The organism is Actinoplanes sp. NPDC049599 (assembly GCF_044465625.1).
Classification (GTDB): domain Bacteria; phylum Actinomycetota; class Actinomycetes; order Mycobacteriales; family Micromonosporaceae; genus Actinoplanes.
Map to the genome: position 1 here is coordinate 101,592 of NZ_JBITLX010000027.1, position 23,357 is coordinate 124,948.

19 protein-coding genes are annotated in these 23,357 nt (G+C 72.5%); 10 read left to right on the top strand and 9 right to left on the bottom strand.

What is annotated here, in order from left to right; all coding sequences use genetic code 11:
• Positions 1-133 precede the first annotated feature (133 nt).
• Positions 134-1,672, top strand: coding sequence for a M4 family metallopeptidase (locus ACIBQZ_RS34250; RefSeq protein ID WP_396092985.1), 1,539 nt, complete (start codon positions 134-136; stop codon positions 1,670-1,672).
• 61 nt (positions 1,673-1,733) lie between these two features.
• The gene (locus tag ACIBQZ_RS34255) at positions 1,734-2,387 is read left to right on the top strand and encodes a Pr6Pr family membrane protein (RefSeq protein WP_396092986.1); all 654 of its coding nucleotides are present in this window, start codon (positions 1,734-1,736) and stop codon (positions 2,385-2,387) included.
• Here ACIBQZ_RS34255 and ACIBQZ_RS34260 read toward each other — a convergent pair.
• From ACIBQZ_RS34260 to ACIBQZ_RS34275, 4 genes are all read right to left on the bottom strand, one after another.
• On the bottom strand, positions 2,342-4,570 hold the full coding sequence (locus tag ACIBQZ_RS34260) for a putative bifunctional diguanylate cyclase/phosphodiesterase (RefSeq protein WP_396092987.1): 2,229 nt from the start codon (positions 4,568-4,570) through the stop codon (positions 2,342-2,344). The genes ACIBQZ_RS34255 and ACIBQZ_RS34260 overlap by 46 nt on opposite strands.
• Positions 4,571-4,661: 91 nt before the next feature.
• Positions 4,662-5,774, bottom strand: a complete 1,113-nt coding sequence (locus ACIBQZ_RS34265) for a sugar ABC transporter substrate-binding protein (protein WP_396092988.1) — start codon at positions 5,772-5,774, stop codon at positions 4,662-4,664.
• A gap of 94 nt (positions 5,775-5,868) precedes the next feature.
• Positions 5,869-7,401 (bottom strand): diguanylate cyclase domain-containing protein, encoded by a 1,533-nt coding sequence (locus ACIBQZ_RS34270; RefSeq protein WP_396092989.1) that lies wholly within the window; start codon positions 7,399-7,401, stop codon positions 5,869-5,871.
• A 70-nt stretch (positions 7,402-7,471) separates the two neighbouring features.
• Positions 7,472-8,653 (bottom strand): FAD-dependent oxidoreductase, encoded by a 1,182-nt coding sequence (locus ACIBQZ_RS34275; protein WP_396092990.1) that lies wholly within the window; start codon positions 8,651-8,653, stop codon positions 7,472-7,474.
• A gap of 63 nt (positions 8,654-8,716) precedes the next feature.
• Between ACIBQZ_RS34275 and ACIBQZ_RS34280 the strand changes: the two genes are divergently transcribed.
• The gene (locus tag ACIBQZ_RS34280) at positions 8,717-9,313 is read left to right on the top strand and encodes a helix-turn-helix transcriptional regulator (protein WP_396092991.1); all 597 of its coding nucleotides are present in this window, start codon (positions 8,717-8,719) and stop codon (positions 9,311-9,313) included.
• On the opposite strand, the gene meaB is transcribed toward ACIBQZ_RS34280, so the two are convergent.
• Together meaB and ACIBQZ_RS34290 are read right to left on the bottom strand one after the other, a co-directional pair.
• Positions 9,310-10,257, bottom strand: a complete 948-nt coding sequence (meaB, locus tag ACIBQZ_RS34285; protein WP_396092992.1) for a methylmalonyl Co-A mutase-associated GTPase MeaB — start codon at positions 10,255-10,257, stop codon at positions 9,310-9,312. The genes ACIBQZ_RS34280 and meaB overlap by 4 nt on opposite strands.
• A gap of 20 nt (positions 10,258-10,277) precedes the next feature.
• Positions 10,278-11,462, bottom strand: coding sequence for an acetyl-CoA C-acetyltransferase (locus tag ACIBQZ_RS34290; protein ID WP_396092993.1), 1,185 nt, complete (start codon positions 11,460-11,462; stop codon positions 10,278-10,280).
• A gap of 61 nt (positions 11,463-11,523) precedes the next feature.
• On the opposite strand from ACIBQZ_RS34290, the gene mce reads away from it, so the two are divergent.
• From mce to ACIBQZ_RS34310, 4 genes are all read left to right on the top strand, one after another.
• The gene (mce, locus tag ACIBQZ_RS34295; protein WP_396092994.1) at positions 11,524-11,958 is read left to right on the top strand and encodes a methylmalonyl-CoA epimerase; all 435 of its coding nucleotides are present in this window, start codon (positions 11,524-11,526) and stop codon (positions 11,956-11,958) included.
• Between the two features lie 279 nt (positions 11,959-12,237).
• Positions 12,238-13,536 carry a cell division protein DivIVA gene (locus tag ACIBQZ_RS34300; RefSeq protein ID WP_396092995.1) on the top strand — a complete coding sequence of 433 codons (1,299 nt, stop codon included), beginning with the start codon at positions 12,238-12,240 and terminating at the stop codon, positions 13,534-13,536.
• Between the two features lie 222 nt (positions 13,537-13,758).
• Positions 13,759-15,249 carry a Laminin subunit beta-1 gene (locus ACIBQZ_RS34305; RefSeq protein WP_396093017.1) on the top strand — a complete coding sequence of 497 codons (1,491 nt, stop codon included), beginning with the start codon at positions 13,759-13,761 and terminating at the stop codon, positions 15,247-15,249.
• A gap of 115 nt (positions 15,250-15,364) precedes the next feature.
• Positions 15,365-16,543, top strand: a complete 1,179-nt coding sequence (locus ACIBQZ_RS34310; RefSeq protein ID WP_396092996.1) for an AI-2E family transporter — start codon at positions 15,365-15,367, stop codon at positions 16,541-16,543.
• A 1,263-nt stretch (positions 16,544-17,806) separates the two neighbouring features.
• Here ACIBQZ_RS34310 and ACIBQZ_RS34315 read toward each other — a convergent pair.
• Entirely contained in the window at positions 17,807-18,607 is an 801-nt protein-coding gene (locus ACIBQZ_RS34315) for an alpha/beta hydrolase (protein WP_396092997.1), read from the bottom strand.
• Between the two features lie 4 nt (positions 18,608-18,611).
• The gene (locus ACIBQZ_RS34320; RefSeq protein WP_396092998.1) at positions 18,612-18,947 is read right to left on the bottom strand and encodes a hypothetical protein; all 336 of its coding nucleotides are present in this window, start codon (positions 18,945-18,947) and stop codon (positions 18,612-18,614) included.
• Positions 18,948-19,004: 57 nt separating this feature from the next.
• Here ACIBQZ_RS34320 and ACIBQZ_RS34325 point away from each other — a divergent pair, with 57 nt between their 5' ends.
• From ACIBQZ_RS34325 to ACIBQZ_RS34335, 3 genes are read left to right on the top strand one after another with little or no spacing between them, the layout of a single operon-like run.
• Positions 19,005-20,498 carry an aldehyde dehydrogenase family protein gene (locus tag ACIBQZ_RS34325; protein WP_396092999.1) on the top strand — a complete coding sequence of 498 codons (1,494 nt, stop codon included), beginning with the start codon at positions 19,005-19,007 and terminating at the stop codon, positions 20,496-20,498.
• Between the two features lie 22 nt (positions 20,499-20,520).
• A complete protein-coding gene (locus ACIBQZ_RS34330; RefSeq protein WP_396093000.1) occupies positions 20,521-21,168 on the top strand; it encodes an ATP-binding cassette domain-containing protein in 648 nt (215 codons plus the stop codon).
• On the top strand, positions 21,165-22,664 hold the full coding sequence (locus ACIBQZ_RS34335) for a DUF6297 family protein (RefSeq protein WP_396093001.1): 1,500 nt from the start codon (positions 21,165-21,167) through the stop codon (positions 22,662-22,664). Before ACIBQZ_RS34330 ends, ACIBQZ_RS34335 begins: the two co-directional genes overlap by 4 nt.
• On the opposite strand, the gene nucS is transcribed toward ACIBQZ_RS34335, so the two are convergent.
• Entirely contained in the window at positions 22,661-23,320 is a 660-nt protein-coding gene (nucS, locus tag ACIBQZ_RS34340; protein WP_396093002.1) for an endonuclease NucS, read from the bottom strand. The two genes, ACIBQZ_RS34335 and nucS, sit on opposite strands and share 4 nt — an antisense overlap.
• Positions 23,321-23,357: the final 37 nt, after the last annotated feature.

Consider the following 23,357-nt stretch of genomic DNA (forward strand, 5'->3'; position numbering starts at 1 on the left):
ACGATCGCTAAGGGCAGCCTCAGGACACTCCCATGAAAGCTATGACGTTTTCAGCATGTTCACAGAATGGTCTTGAATCGGTAGATCTACATGTGTGGCTACCGCCACGGTCCCCCACCGTTCAGGAGTCCCCGTGAAACGATCTCTCGCTGCTGTCGGCTCCGCCCTGCTCATGGGCGGCCTGCTGGCGGGCGTGGGTGCGACGTCGGCTGCCGCCGCCCCCGATCCCCTCTCGCCGTCCGCGCACCGCGCCGCCCTCAAGGCCAGTGCCGCGGACGCCTTCGCGATCAAGGCGACCGCCAAGGACGCGGACGGTACGGCGCACGTGCGGTACACCCGCACGTACGAGGGCCTGCGGGTCCTCGGCGGTGACTTCGTCCTGCACGGCACCAAGGACGGCGCGTTCCGCCAGGCCTCGGTCGGCCTCGCCGCGCCGCTGACCCTGAGCACCACCCCGAAGCGGGCCGCAGCCTCCGCGAGCGCGACCGCCAAGGCGCACTTCCAGGGCTCGGTCGCCACCGTCGGCGCCCCGGAGCTGGTCGTCGACGCCACCAGCGGCACCGGCACGCTGGCCTACGAGACCGTGGTCGAGGGCTTCGGCACGGACGGCCAGACGCCGTCCAAGCTGCACGTCGTCACGGACGCCACCACCGGCGCGGTGCTCAGCTCGTGGGACACCGTGGAGACCGCCACCGGCAACAGCGTCTACTCCGGGGCCGTGTCGATCACCACGACCCAGGTGTCGACGACGAGCTACAGCCTCAAGGACGCCGCGCACGGCAACGGCACCACCTGCGACATGAACAACAAGACCTCGGGCACCTGCACGCTCTTCACCGACGCGGACAACGTCTGGGGCACCGGCGCCACCTCCAACCGGCAGTCGGCCGCGGTGGACGCGCACTACGGCGCGGCCAAGACGTACGACTACTACAACTCCACGTTCGGCCGGAAGGGCATCTTCAACAACGGCACCGGCGTGCCGTCGCGGGTGCACTACGGCAGCGCGTACGTGAACGCGTTCTGGGACGGCTCGTCGATGACCTACGGCGACGGCAGCGGCAACACCCGTCCGCTGGTGTCCCTGGACGTGGCCGGCCACGAGATGTCGCACGGCGTCACCGAGCGCACCGCCAACCTGACCTACTCCGGTGAGTCCGGCGGCCTGAACGAGGCCACCAGCGACATCTTCGGCACGATGGTCGAGTTCTACGCCGCCAACTCCAGCGACGCCGGCGACTACCTGATCGGCGAGAAGATCAACATCAGCGGCAACGGCAAGCCGCTGCGCTACATGTACAACCCCACGCTGGACGGCAAGGGCATCGGCTGCTGGACCTCCACCACGAAGAACGTCGACGTGCACTACTCCTCCGGCGTCGGCAACCACTTCTTCTTCAACCTGGCCGAGGGCAGCGGCGCCACCTCGTACGGCACCTCGCCGCTGTGTGGCTCGGCCACCGCGGTGACCGGCATCGGCCGGACCAAGGCCGCCGCCATCTGGTACCGGGCGCTGAGCACGTACTTCACCTCGAGCACCAACTACAAGGCGGCCCGCGGCTACACCCTGAGCGCGGCCACCGACCTCTACGGCAAGTGCGGCACCGAGTACAAGGCCGTGCAGAAGGCCTGGACCGCGGTCGCCGTGACCGGCACGGATGCCGCCTGCTGACGCAGTCGACGAGTTGATGCCCGGCGGTGCCACGAGCGCCGCCGGGCATTACCTTGTCGCCATGAAGATCATTCGGCTCTGCGCCGTCGTCGCGGTGCTCGCCGGCGTGGTGCTGACCGCGGCCGGCCCGGCCACGGCCACCGGCCTGCTGCCGTTCTTCACCATCCAGAGCAACGTCGCGTACGGGATCTTCGCGGCCTGGGCGGCGTTCCGGGGCCGGGACACCCCGCCGGCGCTCAAGGGCGCGGTCACCCTCTACGTGGCGATCACCGGGCTGGTCTACCACCTGGTGCTCACCAACCAGGCGAGCGGCTTCGCGATGGCCCCGGTGGAGCGCGCCCTGCCCGAGGCGATCGGCAACCAGCTCCTGCACACGGTGGTGCCGCTGCTGGCGGTGCTGGACTGGCTGCTGTTCGACGAGCGCGGCCGGTTCCGCTGGCGCCACGCCCTCTACTGGCTGGCCTTCCCGCTGGGCTACCTGGCGTTCGCGCTGATCCGCGGGCTGGTGGTGGACCGGTACCCGTACCCGTTCATCGACGTCAACGCGCTCGGCTACGACGGTGTGTCCATCAGCGCGGTGGGGTTCGCGGTCGCGTTCTGGCTCCTGGGCCTGTGCTTCGTGGCGATCGACCGCTGGGGCGGCCGGCTGCGCCGCCGCCGGACCGGGGATCAGCGGCCGCCCGAGACGACCGCTCCGGACGCCGCCGGCGCGTGAAGCACCAGGCGTTCGGGCGGCTGCGGCTGGGCGAACAGGTAACCCTGGCCCCGGACGCAGCCCATCGCCAGCAGCAGCGCCACCTGGCTCTCGTCCTCGACCCCCTCGGCGACGCAGTCCAGCCCGAGCCCGCGGGCCAGCCCGAGCACCGCCTGCACCAGCACCCCGGCCTGCGGGTCGTGGGTCAGCTCCCGGATGAACGAGCGGTCCACCTTCACCGTGTCCACGGGCAGCTTGCGCAGGTAGGTCAGCGACGAGTAGCCCACGCCGAAGTCGTCCAGCGCCACCCGTACGCCCAGGTCGCGCAGCTCGCGCAGGGTGGTGGCCGCCGCGTCCAGGTCCGCGATCAGCGAGGTCTCGGTGACCTCGCAGGTCAGCGCCCAGCCGGGCAGGTCGTGCGCGCGCAGGACCTCACGCACGTCGGCGACGACCCGGCCGGACACCAGGTAGGCCACGGAGAGGTTGACGCTGACGGCGTAGCCCGGGTCGATCCGCCGCCAGCGCGCGACCTGGGCGGCCGCCGTCACCAGCACCCAGTGATCGATACCGGCGAGCAGGCCGGCCTCCTGGGCGGCGGGCAGGAAGTCGTCCGGCGGCACCAGCCCGCGCAGCGGATGCCGCCAGCGCACCAACGCCTCGCTGGCGTGTGACTCCCCGCTGGCCAGGTCCGCGATCGGCTGGTAGACCACCTCGAACTCGCCGCGCTCGACGGCCACGGCCAGCTCGGCCTGCATCAGCCGGTGCCGCTCGGCCCGCGCGGACAGCTCCCGGTCGAAGACCCGGAACTGGCCCTTGCCCCGGTTCTTGGCGTCGTAGAGGGCCAGGTCGGCTTCGTGCAGCAGCCGGCCGCGGTCGGTGCCCGGCGCGATGCCGATGCTGGCCCCGACCGCGGCGGGCAGGCCGGGTCCGGCGAGCGCGGCGAGGATGTCGCGGGCGAGCGTACGGGCCGACTCGAGCCCGCCGGAGCGCAGCAGGACGGCGAACTCGTCACCGCCCAGCCGGGCCGGTAGCGCGTCGCGCCCGGCGACGGCCGCCCGCAACCGGTCCGCCACCAGGCACAGCAGCGCGTCGCCGGCCGCGTGCCCCAGCGTGTCGTTGACCGCCTTGAAGCCGTCGAGGTCGATCAGCAGCAGCGCGGTGATCGGCGACCCGGCCAGTTCCGCGGTCAGCCGCGCGCGGTTGGGCAGGCCGGTCAGCGAGTCGTGCGCGGCCTCGTGCGCGTACCGGCCGCGCTCCACGGCCAGGCTGCGGCTCAGCGCGGCGTTCAGGCGCAGCTCGACCAGCTGCCGGACGAAGACCGCACCGATCATGACCAGGCCGGCGAGGACCGTCTGGATGTCGATCTTCCGGCCGCCCACCGTCTGGTGCACGACCACCGCGAAGTACCCGAGCGCCGGCAGGTACGGCAGCACGTTGCCCATCGTGGTCGCCGGCCGCCAGACGCGTTCCTCGCCCTGCGGCACCGGGGCCAGCGCCGCCAGCGCCATCATCGTCGCCGCGACGAGGTACCCGCCGAAGACGTACGGCCGCAGCCAGTCCAGCCCGGCCACGATCGACAGGACCTCCAGCAGCAGCCAGGCGGTCAGCACGACCACGCTGCCGATGATCGCCGTGGTGGCGGTGACCCGGCGCACCTGCTGGCCGCCGAGCAGCACCAGGCCGACGGCCAGCACCCCGGCGGCCAGCACCGGGTAGCTCAGCTTCAGCACCGCCGCCGACGTGCTCAGGTTCCGGGTCATCGGCGCCAGCACGAGGATCCACGCCACGCCGATCAGCGCCGAGACGGCGACCAGCCCATCGAAGATCATGCGGAGCCGGGCGGCCGGGCCGCGCGGTGCGGTCGGCAGGCTCAGCATCGCCGCCACCGCGAAGCCGAACGCGGCCAGGTTGAGCAGGTCGGCGACCAGGCCGCGGGGTGGCGCCACGCCGGTCAGCACCGCCGGGACGCCGACCGAGATCTCGGCGTAGGCCCAGCAGCCCAGGGCGATCGAGGTGATGCTCCAGAGCCGCCGCGTGTGCCCGGTGCTGCGCAGCGCGGCGACCGCGTGCAGCACGGTGCCGACGCTGGTCACCAGCATGATGCCGATGCTGTAGACGACGATCTGCCGGGACGGCCAGAGCAGGAGAGCGAACTGCACCAGCCCGAACGCCGGCCAGCAGGCGAGGCGAAGGGTGCGGGTCATAGGGGCTCCGGGTGACGGTGCGGGTCGCGGCACCCGCCCTCATCGGCAGGGCGAGCGCCGATCCGCGAAGAACCCCCTTGCGCCGGACGGCCTACTTGATGCCGTTGGCCCGGCAGAGCGCGGCGAACCGGCCGGCGCAGACCGCCTTCTTGTCGACGAAGCCGTCCTTGATCACGACGTTGATGTTCTTCTTGTCGATCGCGGTCGGATCCAGCAGCACCGCCGGCACGTACGCGCCCGACTCGGGGTCCTTCACCCGCTTCGGCGCGGTCGGCCGCTCGCCCTTGTACAGCTTGATGGCCAGGTTGGCGGCCGCTTCGGCTTCCTTCTTGATCGGCTTGTAGACCGTCATGCACTGGTCGCCGGCGAGGATGTTCTGCAGGCCCTGCACCGTGGCGTCCTGCCCGGTCACCGGAACCTTGCCGTTCATCTTGTCCTTCTTCAGGACCTCGATCGCGGCGTTGCCCAGGCCGTCGTTGGCGGCCAGCACGCCGCGGATCCGGCGGTCGGTCTGCTGCCACATCTCGGTGAAGACCGCGCCGGCCTCCTTGTTGTCCCAGTCGGTGACCGACTGGTCCGGGCCCTTGATGAAGCTGCCGTCGTCGTACTTGGGCTGCAGGATCGACTCGTAGCCCAGCTTGAACTGGGTCGCGTTGTTGTCGGTCGGCGAGCCGTTCAGATCGGCGACCAGCGGCACCACGGCGTTCTGCGCCTCGAGACACTTGACCAGGCCGCGGCCCTGGAGCTCGCCGACCACGACGTTGTCGAAGCTGACGTAGTAGTCCGCGCCGCCGTTGAGCGTGAGCCGGTCGTAGTCGATGGTCTTGACCCCGGCGGCCTTGGCCTTGTCCAGCACGGCCTTGCCGGTGCCGGAGTCGAGGTTGACCGTCATCAGCACTTTCACGCCGTCGGCGATCATGTCGTCGGCGATCGACTGGAACTTGGCCTTGTCGCCCTGCGCGTTCTGGATGTCCACCGGCACGTCGGCCTCGTCGAACGCCGCCTTCAGCAGCTTCGGGTCGTCGGTGCCCCAGCGCTGCGAGGTGGTGGTGTCGGGCAGGATCACGCCCACCTTGCCGCCGCCGCCACCACGGGTGGTGCCGCCGCCCGGACTGGCGGCGTCACTCTTGTCATCGGTGCACGCGGCGGTGCCACCCAGACTGAGCAGACCGACCGCCATCAGAGCGACCATCTTCGAACGCATCGCGACTTCCTCCCGGGCAGAGGTCGGCAAGGTTATCAGGCATCGGCGCTGCGTAACCGTTTGATCGCAAGCGAAACTGAATGGATATACGACGCTACCGAAGGTCACTGCCGGCGAGGCTGCGGCGGGCTTCCTTGACGGCGTACATGGCCATGTCGGCGGCGTGCAGCAGGCTGTCCGGATCGTGCTCGCCGTGCCGGCCGGCCGCCATGCCGACACTCGCCCGCAGCGGCACCTCGGCAGCCCCGATCCGGACGGTGCCGTGCAGCGCCGCGGTCAGCTCGTCCACCACCTCGGCGCCGCGCGCCAGGGACAGCCCGGTCATCAGCACGGCGAACTCGTCCCCGCCCAGCCGGGCCACGGCGTCCCCGGCCCGGATCCCGTTCCGCAGCCGCCGGGCCACCTCGATCAGCAGCTGGTCGCCGGTCGCGTGCCCGAACTCGTCGTTGACCGGCTTGAAGTCGTCCAGGTCGACGAGGAACACCGTCACCGCCCCGGCCGCGAGACCCTCGTGCAGCTGCCGCATGAACAGCCCACGGTTGGCCAGGCCGGTGAGCGCGTCGTGGTAGGCCAGCCGGGTCAGGCGCGCGGTGAGCTCGTCACGCTCGTGCAGCAGCTCGGTGATGTGCCGGAACGCGTTCACCTGCCGGCCGACGACCAGCGCGGTGGTCACCGAGGCGCCGATGGCCACCACCCAGGCGTGGGCGTCCAGGCCGCCGATGAGCAGCACGGTCGCGGTCAGCGCCCAGACCGCGGCCATCCCGGCGTACGGCAGCACGCTGTAGTGCCGCGGCTGCTCCCGCCCGGCGGGCCGCACCGCGTGCTGCCCGCAGCGCTGCTGGTTGCGGGCCACCAGCGCGAGCAGCACGCTGGCGACCACGTTGCCGGCCAGCAGCCAGGGAGTGAAGCGCGGGTCCAGGTAGACCGAGCCGGGCACCGTCTGGAGCACGGCCTGCAGGATCGCCGCCGCGCCGCCGAGGATCCCGCTGCTCCGGCTGAACGGCGTCCGCCCGCTGCGCAGCAACCGCAGCACCGCGAAGATCGCCACCAGGAACACACCCGGCATCACCAGCAGCGACACCGCCAGCCCGAGCGCCCAGCCCGCGTCGCGGGGCCCGGCCGGCACCTCGAAGAGCCAGAGGCCGAACGTGGTGGCCGCGGCGAGCACCGTGGCGGCGTCCAGGCGCAGCCGGGCCCGGGTGCTGCCGGTCATCTCCCCCAGCGGATGCCGGAACAGACCGGTGATCAGCAGCACCATCCCGACCGCGATGAACCCGTACTGGAACTGCGCGCCGACCAGGGCGGCCGGCGCCTGCGGGTCCCGGGCCACCAGCACCAGCTGCCCCACGTCACCGACGACGAAGGCGGCGCCTGCCCCGGTGAACCACAGCCAGAGCTGCCGGTTGGCCACCGGGCCGGTCCGCGCGACCTGTGCCGAGACCACCGCGAAGCAGCCGTGCACGGCCGTCAGCAGCAGCCAGAACGCCACCGCCTGGGCGTCCCGGGCGGACGGTCCCAGGCCGAAGCCGGCGACGCCGGCCACCGCGACCAGGACGAGCACTGCGACCAGCGGGTCGGCGCGCACCCGGGAGCTTGCGTTCCGGCGGTGCATGGTCACCTCGCTCATCGGTCGTTACTCGTCGGTAGCGGGCAGGGCTGATCGGTCCCATCGGCACCCGCGCGGCGGAGCTGAGGATTCAGCCGATGCGGTGCTCGAGGATCCAGGCCTGCGGGTCGCCGCGCCGGTGCAGCAGGCGCATGACCAGCGGCATCAGGGCGTCCCGGACGGCGGCGCCGACCGGCCCGGCGGTCTTGGTGCTGCCGCTGCGCCGGCCGTACGCGACGACCTTCTGCACCCGGTCGCGGCGCCGCTGCTCGTAGTCGGCCAGCGCGGCCGGGAGCTCCGCCCGGGACCGCAGGCAGCGGCCCAGGGTGACGGCGTCCTCGACGGCCATCGAGGCGCCCTGCCCCGAGGACGGCGAGACGGCGTGCGCGGCGTCGCCGATCAGGACCGTGCGGTCGTCCCGCCACACCGGCACCCGCGGCAGGTCCCAGGTGTTCCACGGCCCGACGATCTCCTCGCTGGCCCGGATCAGCGCGGCGGCGGGCAGGGCGTCGCCGGCGAACAGCTCCAGCAGCTCGGCCCGCCAGCCGGCCGGCGTCCACTCGTCCGGCCCGGCCGGGCGCCGGCGCGGCGGGTTGGCGAACCACCACACCGAGCCGTCGGGCGCCGCGACCCAGCCGAAGAACGCCCGCTTCCCGAACGCCATCTGCATGACCCCGGGCTCGGGCCGCAGCGCCGCCGGGACCGGGCCGGCCGTGAACCCACCCGCGTTGAGCAGGCCCAGGTAGCGCGGTGCGGGGCCGGCCGGGTTCAGCGCCGCCCGGATGCGTGAGTGCAGGCCGTCCGCGCCGACCAGCAGGTCGCCGCCGGCGGTGGTGCCGTCGGCGAACACGGCGGTGACCCCGCCGGGCGACCGGGTCAGGCCGGTGAGGCGTCTGCCGTACGCGATCGGGATGCCGCGGCGCTCCGCCTCCGCGCGCAGGGCCAGGTACAGGTCGGCGCGCCGGATCGTGATGGTGGTCGTGCCGTCCGGGGCGGGGCCGCCCAGCGGCAGTTCGGCCAGCCGGCGGCCCGCGGCGTTGCGCAGCGCCAGCATGGGGGTCGGGAAGCCCGCGGCGAACAACACGGCCGGGTCGAGCCCCAGCGTGCGGAGCGCGGCCAGGCCGTTCACGGCGACGGTGAGGAACGCGCCGCGCTCGTCGGCGCCGCGCTCGCGGGCCTCGTACATCGCCGGGGTGTAGCCGGCGTCCTGCAGGGCGATGGCGGCGACGGTGCCGGCGATCCCGCCGCCCGCCACGACAGCTGTCTTAGTCATTCCATGACTATGCATGCCATGACTAAGGCCAGCAACCCCGAGAAAACCCCTAGGCTGGCGGTCATGACGTCTGCGGAGCCGCGCCGTTCCACGCTGGCGATGGTGCTGCTGGCCCTGCTGGTCGAGGCGCCGACGCACCCGTACCGGATGCAGCAGATGATCAAGGAACGCGGCCAGGACCAGCTGGTCAACGTGGCCCAGCGCAACAGCGTCTACCAGGCCCTGGACCGGCTGGTCCGGGACGGGCTGGCCCGGCCCGGCGGCACCGCCCGCGAGGCCGGCCGGCCGGAGCGGACCGTCTACGAGGTCACCGAGGCCGGCGCGGCGACGCTGCGCCGCTGGCTGACCGACATGCTGCCGGTGCCGGCCCGGGAGTTCCCCGAGTTCCCGGCCGCGCTGGCGTTCCTGCCGATCCTGCGGCCGGCCGAGGTGCGCGAGCTGCTGGAGCGCCGGGTGGCGGCGCAGGCGGAGCGGCTGGCGCAGATCGAACGCCAGGCGCCGCCCGGGCTGCCGCGGCTGTTCCTGATCGAGGACGAGTACCGCGCCGCGATGCTGCGCGCGGAGCTGGCCTGGCTGCGCGCGCTCACCGAGGACCTGGCGGCCGGCCGGCTCGACTGGGACGAGCACCTGATCGCCGAGACGCTCGCCGAGTTCGGCTAGAGGTCCTTGATCAGGTCGTCGGCGGCGGCGTACGGGTCCAGCCGGCCCGCGGCGACCCGGGCGGCGAGGTCGGCCAGCGCCGTGCCCTCGCGCAGGGAGCCCAGCCGGGCGCGCAGCGTGCCCAGCGCGATCGCCTCGACCTCCGCGGCGGCCCGCGCCTCCCGGGCGGCCTGGAGCCGGCCGGAGGAGGCCAGCCACGCGCGGTGCTTGTCGATCGCCGCGACCACGTCGTCGATGCCCTCGTTGCGGACCGCCACCGCGCGCACCACCAGCGGCCGCCAGTCACCCGGGGCCCGCTCGCCGAGCGAGAGCATGCCCTGGATGTCGCGGTAGGTGGCGTCGGCGCCGGGACGGTCCGCCTTGTTGACCACGAAGACGTCGGCGATCTCCAGGATGCCGGCCTTGACCGCCTGGATCGCATCACCCATCCCGGGCGCGAGCAGCACCAGCGTGGTGTCCGCCAGCGAGGCGATCTCCACCTCGGCCTGGCCCACCCCGACGGTCTCCACCAGCACCACGTCGCAGCCGGCGCCCTCGAGCACGCGCACCGCCTGCGGGGTGGCCGCGGCCAGCCCGCCGAGCTGCCCGCGGCTGGACATCGACCGGATGTAGACCCCGGGGTCGGTGGTGTGGTCCTGCATCCGGATCCGGTCGCCGAGGATGGCGCCGCCGGTGAACGGGCTGGACGGGTCCACGGCCAGCACGCCGACCCGGTGGCCGGCCCGGCGCAGCGCGCGGACCAGCTCGTTGGTGGTGGTCGACTTGCCCACCCCGGGCGAGCCGGTCAGGCCGATCACCTGGGCCCGGCCCGCGTACGGCGCCAGCGCCGCCGCCACCTCGGGCAGCCTGGGGTCGCCGTTCTCCACCAGGCTGATCAGCCGGGCGACCGAACGGGCGTCACCCTCGCGGGCCCGGGCCACGAGGGTGGGCACATCTCTGATCACCCCGCCATGGTGCCCCACGATCAGGCTGCGGGCACCGTGATGAGCAGCGCATCGCCCTGGCCGCCGCCGCCGCACAGGGCGGCCGCGCCGAACCCGCCGCCGCGCCGCTTGAGCTCCATCGCCAGGGTCAGCACCAGCCGGGCGCCGGACATGCCGATCGGGTGGCCCAGCGCGATCGCGCCGCCGTTGACGTTGACGATCCCCTCGTCGACCTTGAGCTCGCGCATCGAGTGGAGCACCACCTGCGCGAACGCCTCGTTCATCTCGATCAGGTCGAGGTCGGCCACGGTGCGCCCGGACTTCGCCAGCGCGTGCCTGATCGCGTTGGCCGGCTGGGCCTGCAGCGAGCTGTCCGGGCCGGCCACGTTGCCGTGCGCGCCGATCTCGGCCAGCCAGGTCAGCCCCAGCTCCTCGGCCTTGGCCCGGCTCATCACCACGACCGCGGCGGCACCGTCGGAGATCGGCGAGGCGCTGCCGGCGGTGATCGTGCCGTCCTTGGCGAACGCCGGGCGCAGCCCGCCGAGCGACTCGGCGGTCGCGTCGGGGCGCACCCCCTCGTCGGTGTCGACCAGCTTGTCGACCTCGCGCAGGCCCGTCTTGACCGGCACGATCTCCTCGGCGAAGCGGCCGGAGCTCTGCGCGGCGGCGGCCCGCTGGTGGCTCAGCGCGGCGAAGGCGTCCTGCTCGGCGCGGGTGATGCCCAGGCCGGCGCCGCTGCGCTCGGTGGACTCGCCCATCGAGATGCCGTCCCAGGGGTCCATCAGCCCGTCGAACGCGGTGTGGTCGCGGACCAGGATGTCGCCGTACTTCTTGCCCTGGCGCTGGCCGAGCAGCAGGTGCGGGGCGTTGCTCATCGATTCCATGCCGCCGGCCACCACGATGTCGAACTCGCCGGCCCGGATGAGCTGGTCGGCCAGCGCGATCGCGTCGAGGCCGGACAGGCACACCTTGTTGACCGTCACGGCCGGCGTGGTCATCGGGATGCCCGCGGCCACCGCGGCCTGCCGGGCGGTGATCTGCCCGGTGCCGGCCTGCAGCACCTGACCCATGATCACGTACTGGACCTGCTCCGGTGTCACGCCGCCGCGGTCGAGGGCGGCCGCGATGGCGTGCCCGCCGAGCGCGGTGGCCGACACGTTCTTGAGGTTGCCGAGAAGACGGCCCATGGGCGTACGGGCGCCGCTGACGATCACCGAGCTGGTCACGGGAGCTTCGCTTTCAGGAGTCCTGAACGATGGTTAAGCACAGCTTAGTACACTCTCCAGCATGGATTCTCTGCCCGCCGTCGGGCTGCTGCGAGTTGATCATGTCGGGATCGCGGTCGCCGACCTGGACGAGGCCCTCGCCTTCTACGCCCGCGCCTTCGGCATGCGCTGCGTGCATCAGGAGACGAACGAGGAACAGGGCGTACGCGAGGCGATGCTGGCCGCCGGCGACGACGGCACCGGCGCCCGGATCCAGCTCCTCGCGCCGCTGCGGCCCGACTCGGCCATCGCGAAGTTCCTCGACCGCAGCGGCCCCGGCCTGCAGCAGCTCGCCTACACCGTGGCGGACGTCGAGGCGACCAGCGCCGCCCTGCGCGCCCGCGGCCTGCGACTGCTCTACGACGAGCCCCGGCGCGGCACGGCCGGCTCGCGGATCAACTTCGTGCACCCCAAGGACGCCGGGGGCGTTCTGGTGGAGTTGGTGCAGTCCGCCTGATTCGTAAGCCTTGCGGGTGAAACATCCTGACGGCGACGCCGCGGCCTGGCAGGATCGTCGCCAGCGGGCAGCGGCGCACGGCGCCGCTGTGCGACGATCTTCTGCTCCGCATCTGCACAGCAGGTAGTGGCGCGACAACACTGTGCGGGCAAGCGGGCTGCGAGCCACCCGAACGGCCGACTTGCACCCTCGGTGAGCGGGCCGAAGCTGATCTCAGGGCGGAATACCCGGCCCGTACGGTCTTGCGTGGCCCCCTGGGGGGTCTGCCAGTATGTCCCAATGCCCCAGCAGCAGGATGCCAATCTCGCCTTCTTCGAGAGCGCAAATTCGCAGACCGACTTCACCGTTGTCCTGCGTGGATACGACCGCGGACAGGTTGACGGCCACCTCGGCCGCCTCGTCGCCGCCCTGAACCAGTCCGAGCAGGCCCGCGGTGAGGCCGAGCAGCGGATGAACGACGCGCAGCGCCGGCTGCGCCAGGCCGAGCAGCGCCTGAACGCCCTCGAGCAGAAGCTGGCCGACAGCAACAAGCTCCTCGAGGAGAACAACCGGCCGACCCTCTCCGGGCTGGGCACCCGGGTCGAGCAGATCCTGCGGCTGGCCGAGGAACAGGCCAACGATCACCGTAACGAGGCCAAGCGGGAGTCCGAGGGCATCCTCTCCGCGGCACGGCTCGAGGCTCGGGAGATCACCGACAAGGCCCGGGCCGAGGCCGCCGCGATGAAGGCGACCGCCGAGCGTGAGGCGGGGCAGGTCCGCACGCAGGCCGAGCGCGAGTCCGCGGAAAACCGGGTGCAGGCCCGGCGTGAGGCCGACACGCTGCGCTCCGACGCCGACCGCGAGACCAAGCAGCTGCGCACGGTCACCGCGCACGAGGTCGCCGAGCTCAAGTCGACGGTCGAGCGCGAGGTCGCCTCGCTGCGGGCCACCGCCGAGCGGGAGATCACCCAGCTGCGCGCCAAGGCGGCCCGGGAGGCCGAGGAGAAGCGCGCCGAGGCCACCAAGATGCTGACCGACGCCCGCGACAAGCGCGACAAGGACCTCCAGGCCCTCGCGCTGGAGACCGCCGAGCGCCGGGAGAAGAGCGAGCGCGAGGAATCGCAGCGGCACGCCGCCCAGGTCGCCGCCACCCAGAAGATGGTGGCCGAGGCCGAGGAGCGCGCCCGCGCCGCCGAGGACCGCGCCAAGGAGATCCACCAGCGCGCCGAGACCCGCCGCGTCGAGTCCGAGCGCAGCGCCGTCGAGACGGTCGAGAAGGCCCGCGCCCTGGCGGAGAAGACGGTCACCGAGGCCCGCTCCGAGTCGCAGCGGCTGCTCAGCGACGCGCGCACCGAGGCCGAGCTGACCACCCAGGCCGCCAAGCGCGAGGTCGAGGACCTGACCCGGCAGAAGGACGCCGTCACCAACCAGCTCGGCCAGATGCTCTCCGGCCTGTCCGGCCTGGTGCCGACGGTGGGCGCGGCGGCCAAGGCGGCCGAGGCCGTCAAGCAGGCCGAGGGCCAGTCGGACTCGTCGGCGCAGCGCTCGGCCGACGCGGGCGACGCCGGCAAGCCCGAGGCGGTTGCCAAGACCAGCTGAGTCGTTCGCCACTCGGGCTCCGGTTGCGCCACTCTCCGGCGTGCGCAACGGTGGAGAGGACCGGGTCGGCTGTGCGAAGACGTCTGCGGGCCGCACCGGAGTCCTCCGGTGCGGCCCGTTTGTCTTCGCAAGTAGCCTGAGCACAGACAAACCGCAACCAGACGCCCAGTCCCCCTCAGGTCGGTGTGTACCGACATGTCACGGGACGATGCGTATGTGAGGATGGAAAGTATGTCGCACGGCGGGGAAATCTTCGGTCTCGGTGGAGACGCAGCCTCCGAGCCCAGCTTCGAGACCGCCCTGCGGGGTTACGAGAAGAAGCAGGTCGAACGCTACGTAGCCCGGGCCGAGAACGAGATCGCCGCGCTGGCGACCGAGCGGGAGCAGGCGTACTCGCAGATCCAGGCGATGGCCGGGCAGATCGACCGGCTGCAGCAGGAGGCGGCCCAGTCCCGCCGCCAGCCCGGCCCCAGCGAGGTCTCCTTCCGGCACCTCGGCCCCAAGGTCGAGGAGATCCTCGCCCGGGCCGAGGAGGTCGCCGCCGACATCAAGAGCTCCGCGACCGAGGACATCGCCGCCCGGCTGGCCGAGGCCGAGCGGATCCGCGCCGAGTCCGAGGCGCACGCGCACGACGGCATCCGGGACTTCGAGATCGCCCTCGCCGCCCGCCGGGCCGAGGAGGAGAAGGCCGACGTGGCCCGCCGCGCCGCCGCCGAGAAGGCCGTCGCGAGCAGCCGCCAGGCCGCCGAGCAGCTGCGCGCCGAGGCGGAGTCCACCCTCGCCCGGGCCCGCGCCGAGGCGCAGCAGCTCACCGAGCGCGCCGCGCAGGAGATCCAGCGGCAGCGCGCCGAGGTCGAGGGCTACGTCAAGTCCACCCGGATGCAGACCGACCAGGAGCTCAAGGCCCTGCGCGACAAGACCCAGCAGGACGTGGCGAAGCAGCGCGCCGACGCCGACCGCGAGCGCACCGAGCTGAAGACCGGCATCGACCGCGAGATCGCCCAGCGCCGCCAGGAGCTCGCCCAGGAGCTGACCCAGAAGCGCGCCGGCGTCGAGAAGCAGTGCGCCGACCTGCGCAGCGAGGCCGACAAGTACGCCGAGGAAGTGCTGCGGCGCTCCGACGAGCAGGCCACCGCGATCCGCAAGGAGATCGAGAGCCAGCAGCACAAGATCGCCGGGGCCGGCCGGGACCTGGCCGCCGCGCAGGCCAAGGTCGCCGAGGCGGAGAAGAAGGCCGCCGACGCCGCCGAGCGGGCCCGCCTGGCCGAGCAAGAGGCGCAGCGGGTCCAGCAGCGCCTGGCCGAGGTCAAGCAGGAGCTGGAGCGCGAGCTGGTGCACGTGGAGGAGGCGAAGCGGGCCGGCGCGGCCGCCGAGCGCCGCGCCACCGACGTCCGCCGCCAGGTGCAGAAGGAAGCCAAGCGCGTCGCCGAGCTGGCGGCCGCCGCCGTGCTCGCGGCCGCCGCCTCCCCGAACGGCGAGGACGACGAGGACGACGACGAGCCGGAGCCGGAGGCACCCGCCCCGGCCGCCGCTCCCGTCGCGACCGGGCAGGCCGCGGTCACCCCGCAGGCGCCCGCACCGGTGACCTCGACCGGCCAGCACGCCGCGCCGGAGCCGCTGCTCGCCGAGCAGTCGGGGCCGGCCAAGGTCTCCGCCTCGGCGAAGGTCACCACCCGGCCGGCCGGCACCCGGGTCGGCGTCGACGCCGACTGACCGCCGGAACGGGCGGGCGGGTGGCGGGGCTTTACCCGTACCGATACATTGCCGCCGGGACGTCCGGTCGCCGCACCGGTTGCCGACCGCTGCCCGGACCTCCTGATGTTCCGCCGTGGAGGTCCCGGTGACGGCCGACGAGCCCCGTCCTGCCGAGTCCGGCACCGAGCCGCCGCCGTCGACGCCGGCGGGTGATCCCGCGCCGCCGCCCGCCGACAAACCGGCCGCCGAACCGCCCGCCGATCCCGGGTTCGGCCCGCCCGGTCCCCCGCTGAACCGGCGCAACCCGTTCCTGATCGGGCTGCTCGGCGGGCTGGGCGTGCTCACCGCGTACGGGATCTTCCTGGGCCTGCGCAACGCGGCGTCGATCCTGGTGCTCATCTTCATCGCGCTGTTCCTGGCGATCGGCCTGAACCCGGCGGTCACCCGGCTGCGCCGCTGGGGCCTGCCGCGCGGCCTGGCCGTGACGGTCATCGCGCTCGGGGTGCTGCTGCTGCTCTGCGGCGGCGTGTTCGCGCTGGTGCCCCCGCTGGTCACGCAGACCGGGCAGCTCATCGAGAACGTGCCGGGCTACATCGCGAGCCTGCAGCGCAACGAGGCGGTCGCCGACCTGGTCCAGCGCTACGACATCCTCAACAAGGTGCAGAGCGCGCTGGACGCCGGCACGGTGACCAACGCGCTGGGCGGGGTGGTCGGCGGCGCGAAGCTGCTGTTCGGCACGATCTTCAACGTGCTGACCGTGATCGTGCTGGTCATCTACTTCCTGGCGGCCTTCGACCGGATCAAGGAGGGCGGCTACGCGCTGGTGCCACGCTCCCGGCGCCGGCGGGTGCGGCTGCTCACCGACGAGATCCTCAGCAAGGTCGGCGCGTACATGGTCGGCGCGATCGCGATCGCCGTGCTGGCCGGGCTGAGCACCTGGGTGTTCGCCGGGGTGGTCGGGCTGGGTTACCCGTTCGCGCTGGCCGTGGTGGTGGCCGTCTTCGACCTGATCCCGCAGATCGGCGCGACGCTGGGCGCGATCATCGTCAGCCTGGTCGGGCTCGCCGACTCGCTGGCCACCGGCATCGTGTGCATCGTCTTCTTCGTGATCTACCAGCAGGTGGAGAACTACCTGATCTACCCGCGGGTGATGCGCCGCTCGGTGAAGGTCAGCGACGTGGCGGCGGTGACGGCGGCGCTGCTCGGGGTGGGCCTGTTCGGGGTGATCGGCGCGCTGATCGCGATCCCGATGGTGGCGGCGATCCAGCTGATCGTCCGCGAGGTGGTCTATCCCAGCATGGAAGAGAAATAGCCTCGATGTTCGCCATGTGGCGGACCCCTTACGCGCCTTGACCTGCGGCGTCCGCGGAGGTCGGGCAGCTTCTCGAAGGTCTCGCCGAGGATGTCGGGACTTCGCTTCGACAGCCGGCAGAGCTGAGCGTCCCCCATGGGGCACCGACGACCTCGCGGCGACAGCCCGCCCAGCTCACGGGCACCCGCAGCGGCGACAATGCCTGACATCACCCCATATGGCGCCTGCACCGAGGGGCCTGGTCTTGGAAAGCACGGGTGCGCCCGGCTTTCGCCATTCCTGGATCGCGGCCTCCCGTTATCCGGCCCGTTGCCGGGTTCATCCGGTATGCGGGATTGTCCCCTGAAGGTTGAGGGGTTCATCTCAGGAGGAAAGGGGCGCGAGTGGTGGACCTTGGAGCCGTGTGGTGTGGCTGGGAGTCTTTTGCATGGCTGTTGTGATGATCGATCGCCATCCCCGGACGGGCGACACGCTTCTGCCGCGCCGAACGGCCGCGCCAAGCATTGCCGGAGGCCTGCCCACCGCCGAACCCGCAGCACCGGCCCACATATTGAGCAGGATTCTCACATCGCAGAACCCCTAAGCGAACAAAGGGCGTAAAAGTTACGAAGCGGGCAGTGAATTGTCGATCTTGTGGACTTAAGGTTCGGAGCTTGCACCACATCAACAAGATCGAAATCTTGCGCGTCGGTGGCGGTCGGCGGGCTATTGCCATCGCCCGATACACCAACCACGCAAAGACTCTGGAACGTTTTAGCTCATCAAGATCTGCGGGAAGGCTGCCGCTGAGGCTGCGACGACACTGAACGGCGAAAGTCGACGGGCGCGGAGCGCACCAAGATTCAACCAAAACCCACCCGTCAAATGCGACAGAAGCGTCATAATCACCGCTTACCGCACCCCCACTCGCCTCCCGCAATGGCGAAGTCGAGTGATCACCGTGCCACCAGACCCGCCCACCGCGGAGAGATGCGGAACCAACTACGCCGCCACAGGGGCTACCGGGCAAAAAGCTCCAGAAACCCAAAACCATTTCGGTACGGACGCGGAAATGTCGCGTGACATCCCGCCCGGCCGGGTTGCCAGGCCGGGCCGTTGCGGGAGCGCCGGGCTGAAGACCTCGCAAGACCACAAGCAGTCCGTCAGCGGCTGGGACCGGCCGGGACGGAGGCGTCGCGAAACCGCGTTCAGTCCGCCAGCGGCTCGGGGACCGGGACGCCCAAAAGGCGGGAGCGCCGGGCCGGAGGCGTCGCGCAACCGCGTTCAGTCCGCCAGCGGCTCGGGGACCGGGACGTCCGAGAAGGCGGCGACCGTCCGGTCCGCGTACGCGGAGGTGTCGCCGGACTCGATCGGGCCGTCCCAGGTGCGTGGCAGCGGGACCGGCACCGCCGGGGCGACCCGGCGCACGATCTCGTCCAGCACCTTCTCGGCGTCGCCGACCCACAGGTGCTTGGCGCCCGCGACGCCGACCACCTCGGCCTGCGGGATCGCCGCGAAACGGCGCCGCGCCTCGTCGGGCCGCAGGTAGTCGTCGAACTCCGGCACGAGCGCGGTCAGCGGCTTGCCGCCGGCCGCCCAGGCCGCCAGGTGCTCGGGGGCGGAGAAGCGCAGCGGCGGGGAGAGCAGGATCGCCCCCGCGACGGCCGGGTCCAGGCCGTGCATGAGGGTCAGGTCGGTGCCGAAGGACCAGCCCACCAGCCAGATGTTCGGCAGGTCGTGGAACTCCGCATACTCGATCGCGGCCGCGACGTCGTACTTCTCGTCCACCGCCGCGGAGAACTCGCCCTGGCTGGTGCCGCGCACGCTCGTGGTGCCGCGGGTGTTGAAGCGCAGCACCGCCACCCCGGCCAGCGCCGGCAGGCGCCAGGCCGCCTTGCGGAAGACGTGGCTGTCCATCATCCCGCCGTGGGTCGGCAGCGGGTGCAGGCAGACCAGCGTGGCCACCGGCGCGCCGGACTCCGGGCGGGCCAGTTCGCCCACCAGCGTGAGGCCGTCGGCGGTGTGCAGCTCGATCTCCTCCCGCCGGGCGGGCAGGACGGAGTTGGCGCGGATCTGATAACTCACGGGGTCATCCTCGCCCATAGCGGGGGGCGTTGCGCGAGCGCTCCACCCCGGGGCTGCGCCGGTCCCGGGCCCGCCAGCAGCCGGTGTGCCAGTGCCGCCGGTCGGACTCGTCGCCGCGGTCGTCGAACGGCCAGGCCACGATGTGCGCGACGCCCGGGCGGATCTCCTGCATGCAGCCGGGGCAGCGGTAGGTCTTGGTGGCCGCGCCGCCGAAGATCGACCGGACCATCCACTCGCCGTCCCGGTACTGCTGAACGCCCTCGATGCCCTTGCGTGCCCGCTCGTCGCCCAGGGGCGTGGGCGCGGCGTCGCGACGGGCGCGGTTTCGGCGAGGACTCACAACAATCAAGCGTACGTGTGAGGTGCGGCACGCCTAACGCGACTTAGACTCGCGTTCATGACGGCTACCCGTACTCCCGGCATGCCCGTGGTCGAGGACGGCTTCCTCGTCTCGACCAGCCCTGCGACCGGCGCCGAGGCGGGCCGCGTCCCGATCAGCGACGAGAAGGCGGTCGAAGCGACCGTGGACCGCGCCCGCGAGGCCGGCGCCTGGTGGGCCGGGCTGGGCTTCGACGGCCGCAAGACGCGGCTGCTGCGCTGGCGGGCCCTGCTCGCCCAGCGGATCGAGGAGCTGGCCGAGCTCACCCACGCCGAGACGGGCAAGCCGCACGCGGACGCCATCATCGAGGCCCTCGCGGCCATCGAGCACATCGACTGGGCCGCCCGCAACGCCCGGCGCGTGCTCGGCCCGCGCCGGGTGCGCACCCGGCTGGTGGTCGCCGAGCACTCCGGCCACCTGGAGTACCAGCCGTACGGCGTCATCGGAGTGATCGGCCCGTGGAACTACCCGATCCTGACGCCGCTGGGCCCGATCAGCGGCGCCCTGGCCGCGGGGAACGCGGTCGTGCTCAAGCCCAGCGAGTACACCCCCGCCGTGGGTCAGTGGCTGGCGGACAGCTTCGCCGAGATCGTGCCCGAGCAGCCCGTGTTCCAGACGGTGCACGGCCTCGGTGACGTGGGCGCCGCCCTGTGCCGCTCCGGGGTCGGCAAGATCGCCTTCACCGGCTCGACCGCCACCGCGAAGAAGGTCATGGCCACCTGCGCCGAGACGCTGACCCCGGTGGTGCTCGAGGCCGGCGGCAAGGACGCGCTGATCGTGGACGCCGACGCGGACGTCGACGCGGCGGCCGAGGCTGCCGTCTGGGGCTCGATGACCAACGCCGGGCAGACCTGCATCGGCATCGAGCGGGTGTACGCGGTCGCGCCGGTCTACGACGCCTTCGTCGCGGCGGTGGTGGAGAAGGCCGGCAAGCTGCGGATCGGCGAGGAGATCGGCCCGATCACCATGCCCGGCCAGGTGGACGTCATCCGCCGGCACATCAACGACGCGCTGGCCGGCGGCGGGCGGGCCGTGCTCGGCGGCGCCGACGCCGTGCAGCCGCCGCACGTGTCGCCGACCGTGCTGGTCGACGTGCCGGAGGACTCGGCGGCCATCTGCGAGGAGACCTTCGGCCCGACCGTCACGATCACCGAGGTGGCCGACGCCGAGGAGGCGATCCGCCTGGCCAACGCGCTGCCGTACGGGCTGGGCGGGGCCGTCTTCGGCAAGGCCAACGGGATCCGGATCGCCCGGCGGCTGCACACCGGCATGGTCGCGGTGAACTCGACGCTGAGCTTCGTCGGGATGGCCACGCTGCCGTTCGGCGGGGTCGGCGACTCCGGCTTCGGGCGGATCCACGGCGAGGACGGGCTGCGCGAGTTCGGCCGGGCCAAGTCGATCACCGTACGGCGGGCGCCGTCGCTGCTGCCCGCGATGACCTTCGAGCGCACCCCGGCCCAGGTGAAGCGCATCGTCAAGACGGTCAAGCTGCTGTACGGCCGCCGCCCGTGACCGGGTTGGCTAGAGTCAGCCGGTGGATCATCACGCGATCGAGGTCCGCGACCTGTCGGTGAGCTACGGCTCCACCCCGGTGCTCGTGGACGTCCGGCTGACCGTGCCGGTGGGTGCCGGCGTCTGCGTGACCGGCGAGAACGGCATCGGCAAGTCGACCCTGCTGCGCTGCGTGGCCAGCCTGCAGCGGGCCGACGCGGGCGAGATCGAGATCTTCGGCGGCCCGCCCGGGTCCACACCGGAGTTCTGGCGGGCCGTGGTGACCACCGTGGAGCCGCCGACCTGGTATCCGGGCCTGACCGCCCGGGAGCACGCCGAGCTGGTCTGCCGGGCGCACGGGCTGGACCCGGCGGCGGCCGGCGTGGACGAGGCGCTGGAGCGCTTCGGCATCGCCGGGCACGCCGACGCCATCCCGCCCTCACTGTCGTCCGGCCAGAAGCAGCGGCTCACGCTGGCGCTGGCGCTGCTGCGGCCGAGCCGGCTGCTGATCCTGGACGAGCCCGAGCAGCGCCTCGACACCCAGGGCCGGGCCATGGTGGCCGGCCTGCTGCGCGACTACCTGGCCGACGGCGGCACGGTGCTGATGGCCAGCCACGACGACGCGTTCGCGGCCGCGGCCGGCACCGCCACGGTGGGCATGGCCGACCTGCACGCCGTCGACGCGCCGTGACGGCTCCGGTCGGCGTCGCCGGGCTCCGGCGCTGGATCCGGCGCACCCAGTCCGCGCACCGCGAGCGCGGCGAGACGCTCGGCAACTACTACTTCGCGCTGCTGTTCGTGCTGATCGTCGGCGGCATGGTGCACCGGCAGCTCGCCGCGGTCGTCTGGCCCGCCGAGCCGAACGCCTCCGAGCTGGCCGGCACCTCCCTGATGCTGGTCATCGGCGGCGGGCTCTACCTGACCCTGCGCCGCCTCGGCCCGCTCGCGCTGAGCCGGCCCGCCGCGTCCTGGCTGCTCACCGCCCCGGTCAGCCGGCGCCGGCTGCTGCTGCCGTCGCTCTGGGTGGCGCTGATCGGCGCCGCCGTCGCGGGAGCCGTCGGCGGGCTGGCCGTCCTCGGCCACGTCGCCGCCCGGCCGGTGCCGGGAACGGACGCGCTGCTGCCCCTGGTCGGGTCGCTGCTCGGCGGCGTGCTGCTGCTGGTCGCGCTGTCCGCACAGGCCGACCGCTGGTGGTCGGCCTGGTCGGATCACGCCGCCTACCTGGTGCTGGCGGTGGGGCTGGCAGGGCTGGTCGTCGACTCGGCCGTAGGTGCGCCGCGCCCGGAAGCCGGGTGGCCCTCGACGCCGGTCGTGACCACGCTGGCCGGTGCGCTCGCGGTGGTCGTGACCCTGCTGCTCCTGCTGGCGGTACGGCGCCTCGCCGGGACGCCGAACGAGCGGATCCTCGAGGCGGCCAAGACCGCCGGCACACTCTTCGACTCGGCGTACGGCATGGAGCCGTCCTTCGTCACCGAGATGGTGGAACGGCGCTACTGGGCCCGCCGCAAGCTGACCTCGCGGCGGCTGTGGGGCCGCGTACCGGTGCTGGTGGCGCAGGACCTGTTGCTGCTGCGCCGACGCCCGCGCCGGGTGCTCTGGGTGGCCGCCTCGGCCACGCTGCCGGCGCTGCTGGCGCACGCCCCCGGCTGGCTCCTCGGCACCGCCGTGCTGGTCGGCGGCCTGGTCGCCGGCGGCGTGACGGCCGGGACGATCCGTACCGACGCCGGCAACCCGGTCCTGCTGCGCCTGCTCGGCCTCAACTCGCGGGCGGCGATCGGCCAGCGGCTCTGGGTGCCCGGGGTGCTCTCCGGCCTCTGGTACGCGGCCACCCTCGCCCTGCTGCACGGTCTGGGCGACCTGCCGGCCGGCCCGTGGTGGGCGCTGGGCCTGGCGCTGGGCCCGATCGGCGCGGCGGCCGTCATGCGCAAGTCCCGGGTGGGCTTCGTCGACAACGGACTGATGCCGCTGGACACCCCGATGGGCGCGGTCTCGACCGGGCCGCTGGTCAACGCGGTGGCCGGGCTCGACGTGCTGCTGCTCGGGCTGCCCACGGTCGTCCAGGTCGCCCAGGGCGGCCCGCTGAGCTGGACCGGGGTGGCGGTGCAGGCGGCGGTGGCGGTGATCGGCGCGCGGGCGTACCTGAACGCGACCACCGAGGCCGACCGGGTGGAGCTGAGCGGACGCTAGAAGAGCGTCAGCTCGTTGCGCTCCATGCCGCGCAGCTTGTCGTAGTCGACGACCACGCAGCGGATGCCGCGGTCGGTGGCCAGCACCCGGGCCTGCGGCTTGATCTCCTGCGCCGCGAACACGCCCTGCACGGGCGCGAGCAGCGGGTCGCGGTTCATCAGCTCGAGGTAGCGGGTGAGCTGCTCCACGCCGTCGATCTCGCCGCGGCGCTTGATCTCGACCGCCACCGCGCCGCCCGCGGCGTCCCGGCAGAGCAGGTCGACCGGGCCGATCGCGGTCATGTACTCGCGGCGGACCAGGGTCCAGCCCTCGCCGAAGGTGACCGGGTGGGCGGCCAGCAGCTCCTGCAGGTGCGCCTCGACGCCGTCCTTGACCAGGCCCGGGTCGACCCCCAGCTCGTACGAGGTGTCCTGGAAGATCTCCTCGAGGGTGATCCGCAGCTCCTCGCCGGCCTTGTTGACGACCTTCCACACCCCGGGCGCCTCCTGCAGCTTGCAGGGCGGGCTCATCCAGTTCAGCGGTTTGTAGGCACGGTCGTCGGCGTGGATGGACACCGATCCGTCCGCCTTGACCATCAGGAGCCGGATCGCCGGCGGCAGGTGGGCGGAGAGTCGGCCGACGTAGTCCACGGAGCATTTCGCAATGACCAGGCGCACCCGACGAGGGTAGCCGTCGTTCCCGGCGGGGCGAGCG

What these genes read in the sequence shown, in the direction of transcription:
- ACIBQZ_RS34300 (WP_396092995.1), top strand. Translation starts at nt 12,238, where the DNA reads ATGCCCCAGCAGCAGGATGCCAATCTCGCCTTCTTCGAGAGCGCAAAT.
- ACIBQZ_RS34260 (WP_396092987.1), bottom strand. Translation starts at nt 4,570, where the DNA reads ATGACCCGCACCCTTCGCCTCGCCTGCTGGCCGGCGTTCGGGCTGGTG.
- ACIBQZ_RS34275 (WP_396092990.1), bottom strand. Translation starts at nt 8,653, where the DNA reads ATGACTAAGACAGCTGTCGTGGCGGGCGGCGGGATCGCCGGCACCGTC.
- ACIBQZ_RS34280 (WP_396092991.1), top strand. Translation starts at nt 8,717, where the DNA reads ATGACGTCTGCGGAGCCGCGCCGTTCCACGCTGGCGATGGTGCTGCTG.
- mce (WP_396092994.1), top strand. Translation starts at nt 11,524, where the DNA reads ATGGATTCTCTGCCCGCCGTCGGGCTGCTGCGAGTTGATCATGTCGGG.
- ACIBQZ_RS34305 (WP_396093017.1), top strand. Translation starts at nt 13,759, where the DNA reads ATGGAAAGTATGTCGCACGGCGGGGAAATCTTCGGTCTCGGTGGAGAC.
- ACIBQZ_RS34255 (WP_396092986.1), top strand. Translation starts at nt 1,734, where the DNA reads ATGAAGATCATTCGGCTCTGCGCCGTCGTCGCGGTGCTCGCCGGCGTG.
- ACIBQZ_RS34265 (WP_396092988.1), bottom strand. Translation starts at nt 5,774, where the DNA reads ATGCGTTCGAAGATGGTCGCTCTGATGGCGGTCGGTCTGCTCAGTCTG.
- ACIBQZ_RS34325 (WP_396092999.1), top strand. Translation starts at nt 19,005, where the DNA reads ATGACGGCTACCCGTACTCCCGGCATGCCCGTGGTCGAGGACGGCTTC.
- ACIBQZ_RS34270 (WP_396092989.1), bottom strand. Translation starts at nt 7,401, where the DNA reads ATGAGCGAGGTGACCATGCACCGCCGGAACGCAAGCTCCCGGGTGCGC.